General features: G+C 71.3%; 3 protein-coding genes. 2 read left to right on the plus strand and 1 reads right to left on the minus strand.

Translation table 11 applies throughout. The features are described 5' to 3' along the window. Both AC3XYG_RS20750 and AC3XYG_RS20755 read left to right on the plus strand, forming a co-directional pair. Window positions 1–196: hypothetical protein (locus AC3XYG_RS20750; RefSeq protein ID WP_489141770.1), on the plus strand; the 196-nt coding region annotated here is incomplete at its 5' end. Window positions 197–233: 37 nt separating this feature from the next. Next, window positions 234–2189, plus strand: coding sequence for an adenylate/guanylate cyclase domain-containing protein (locus AC3XYG_RS20755; RefSeq protein ID WP_489141771.1), 1956 nt, complete (start codon window positions 234–236; stop codon window positions 2187–2189). Here the strand turns inward: AC3XYG_RS20755 and AC3XYG_RS20760 are convergent. After that, window positions 2168–3352: a citrate synthase gene (locus AC3XYG_RS20760; protein ID WP_489141772.1), complete on the minus strand. Its 1185-nt coding sequence runs from the start codon at window positions 3350–3352 to the stop codon at window positions 2168–2170. The genes AC3XYG_RS20755 and AC3XYG_RS20760 overlap by 22 nt on opposite strands. Between the last annotated feature and the right edge of the window lie 146 nt (window positions 3353–3498).

Genomic DNA, 3498 nt, shown 5'->3' on the forward strand with positions numbered 1-3498 from the left:
TGCCGTTGGCGACCTGGAGGACGGAGATGCCGAGGATGATGGCGGCGACGGGCAGGTAGAGGGCGAGCATGATCCTGGCATCTCGGGGCGGTGCCCAAGAGGCAAGCCCGCCGCGCCGCGCCTGTCAAACGGTGTGATCGAAGGGCTGGTCTCCAGGTCCGATCGGATGGTTCCGGCCAGGCCCGTGTGGGTCTAGGCTGCTGCGGGGAGTGCAGTCGACAAAGGGGGGCGGGGTGGCGGCATCCGGTCTCAGCGGCCCGTGGAAATTGCAGGTCGTGGTCGCGGCCGTGTTCGCCGCCATCGTGCTGGCGATCGCGGGCGGGCTGGTCTGGTTCAACCATGCCGAGGTCACGCGGCTCGTCCAGGCCGACGCCGGCGCCCGCTTCGACCGCATCGTCGAACGGGTGCGGGACGACTTCCGGACCGGGCTGCATCTGGCCGACGTGGTGCTGGACACGGCCACGCTGACGATCGAGACCGATGTCGGGGCCGATCATCTGGGCCTGGTGATGGGTGGCACATTGCGCGACCTGGAAAAGGTCCTGCCGGCGGCCACGGCTTTCTATGTCGCCTGGGATGACGGCCGTTTCCTCCTGGTGCAGTCCCTGGCCGCTGCCTCGCTGCCCGAAGTGACGGCTACGGCGCTGCCGGGTGCGGCCTACGCGGTACAGGTGATTGATCGCGGTCCGGGTGGCGCGACCGCCCATTGGATGGTGACCGACGCCGAAGGGCGCCCGCTCGGCGACCCGCAGATCATGCCGACCGACTTCGATCCGCGCACCCGACCGTGGTACGCGCCGGCGATCGCCGCCGCCGGGCCGGTCATGACCGCGCCCTACCGCTTCGCCAACGTCACCCAGGTCGGCGTCAGCCTGGCGCGTCGGTCCCGCCTGGCCGATGGCGTGGTGTTCGGCGTCGATGTCAGCCTTGCCGCCCTCGACCGCACCCTGGCCGATGTGCGCCAGCAGCATGATCTGGAACTGGTGGTGTTCGACACCTCGGGGGCACTGATCGCCCATCCCGACGGCGTCCGCTTCCGCAGCGCCTTCCGGGAGGCGCGGGCAGACCGCCTGCCGCTGCTGAGCGAGCTGGGATCGCCGACCCTGGCCGAGCTGTACCGCAGCTTCAAGACCATCGGCACCGGCCGGAACCGCACCGGGCTGCTCGGCGACCGGCAATTTCTCCAGCGGTTCGAGCCGATCGGCTCCGGCATGCCGGACGTGGTCATCGGCATCGCCTATCCGTTCGACCTGGTGGTCGGCCCTGCCGACCGTATCCGGTTCTCATCCCTGCTGATCGGCATCGGCGCCACCATCCTGGCTCTCGGCATCGTCATGATTGCGGCCCGCACGCTGGCACGCCCCTTGCGCCGGGTGACGGCGGAGCTGGGCCAGATCATGCGCTTCGATTTCCGGGAGGAAAGCGCCGCCCCGTCGCGGATCGAAGAGATCCGGTCGCTCGCCGCCGCCATCGGCGTGCTCGAGATGACCCTGCGCACCTTCGCGGCCTATGTCCCGGGCCAGGTCGTGCGCAGCATCATCGCCCAGAAGCTCGCGCCCACTTTGGGCGGCCGACGCCAGCCGGTGACGGTGCTGTTCTCCGACATCGCCGGATTCACTTCCCTGGCCGAAGGGCTGTCACCGGAGGAACTGATGGCGCGGACCTCGCGCTACTTCACCGCGCTGGGGGCGGAACTGATCGGCAGCGGCGCCACCATCGACAAGTATATCGGCGACAGCGTCATGGCCTTCTGGAATGCGCCGGAGGCGCAGCCCGACCACATTCGCCGGGCCTGCTTCGGCGCCCTGCGCGCCGCGGCACGGATCGACCGGCTGAATGCGGAGTTCGTGGCCGAGGGCCGCACGCCGATGCCGACCCGCTTCGGTGTGCACACCGGCGAGGCGGTGGTGGGCAATGTCGGGTCGATCGACCGGATGAACTACACCGCGCTCGGCCACACCGTGAATGTCGCGGCGCGGCTGGAGGCCCTGAACAAGATCCACGGCACCACGATCCTGGTCAGCGATGCGGTGCGCGTCGGGGCGGGGGAGGGATTCGAATTCCGCTTCGTCGCCCGGGTGGTGCCACGCGGCGCCCGTGAACCGGTGCCGGTCTACGCCCTGGTCGGGCCAGCGCCCGAGGTGGCCATCCCGTCGCAGGATATCGCTCAGGGTTGCGGGCCGACATAGCGGGCGCGGGGGCGGATCAGCCGGGCGGCGGCATACTGCTCCATCACATGCGCCATCCAGCCGGTGATGCGGCCCAGCGCGAACACCGCCAGCGGCGCCTCGGCTGGCAGGCCGGCCAGCCGGGCCGTCAGCACCAGGGCGAAGTCCAGCGACGGCCTGTCGCCGGTCAGGTCGGCCACGGTCTCGACCAGGGTGCGGGCGGTCGGCAGCTCCGGCGCATCCGGCAGGGTCGCCACGATCCGGTCGAGCAGGTGCTGCCCGCGCGGGTCGCCGTCGGGGTACAGGGTGTGGCCGAAGCCGGGCAGATCCTCGCCACGCTGCAGCCGCTCGAGCACGGCGCGGCGCGGGTCAGGCGCGGCCAGCACCGCCTCCAGGAAGGCGCCGGTCCGGGCGCTGATGCCGCCGTGCAGCGGGCCGTTCAGCGCTGCGAGGCCGGCAGCGATCGCGACATGCGGCGAGGCGCCGGTCGAGGCGGCGATGCGGGCGGCGAAGGTCGAGGCGGTCAGCTCGTGGTCGGCGCACAGCACCAGCGCCCGGCGCAGGATGTCCGCGGCCTGCGGTGCCTTCCAGGCCTTGGCCAGCACATCATGGGTCGGCGCGGCCGAGGCTGGGCGGTCAAGCATGACCGCGGTCAGCCAGCGCAGCACCCGCGCGCCGGTGCGCTGCAGCCCGGCGGCAGAGCGGGCGAGGGCGCGGTCGTCCTCAACCCCCAGCGCCGGCAGCACCGCCATCGCCCGCTCCAGCGGCGGCAGGGTGGGGGTGCCGGCCGCGATCCCGGCTGCGGCCGGCGGCAGCGCCGCGGCCGGGCCGGCGAAAGGGTCGTCCGCGGTTACTCCCCACAGCAGCCCGGCGACGCTTTCCAGCGTGGCGCTCTCGGCCAGCCGCACTGCGTCCCGGCCGCGATAATACAGGCGCCCGCCGGCCACCAGGGTGATCGCCGATTCCAGCACCGGCTGGCCCCAGTACAGCGGCAGCGGCGCGGCCTCGGGCTCGGATTTCCGGGCCAGGCGGCGGATGTCGGCGGCGGCGTAGCGGCGCGACCGCCGGCCGGGCTCGGCGATCGACCGGATCATGCCGCGGCTGACATAGGCGTAGAGGGTCGCCAAGCTGACCCCCAGCTCCGCCGCCGCCTCGCTGGCGGACAGGGTCGGTTCCTGGATCATCCCGATATATTGATCGTATCTATCAAGATTGACAACCTATGCCTCCCGTCCGACCTCTTGCTGCACCTGCGAAGAGGAGAGCGAGAGATGACCACAGGACTGGACGGAATCGTCGCCGCCGAGACGGTGATGAGCCTGGTCGACGG

This window comes from Inquilinus sp., from assembly GCF_057815775.1.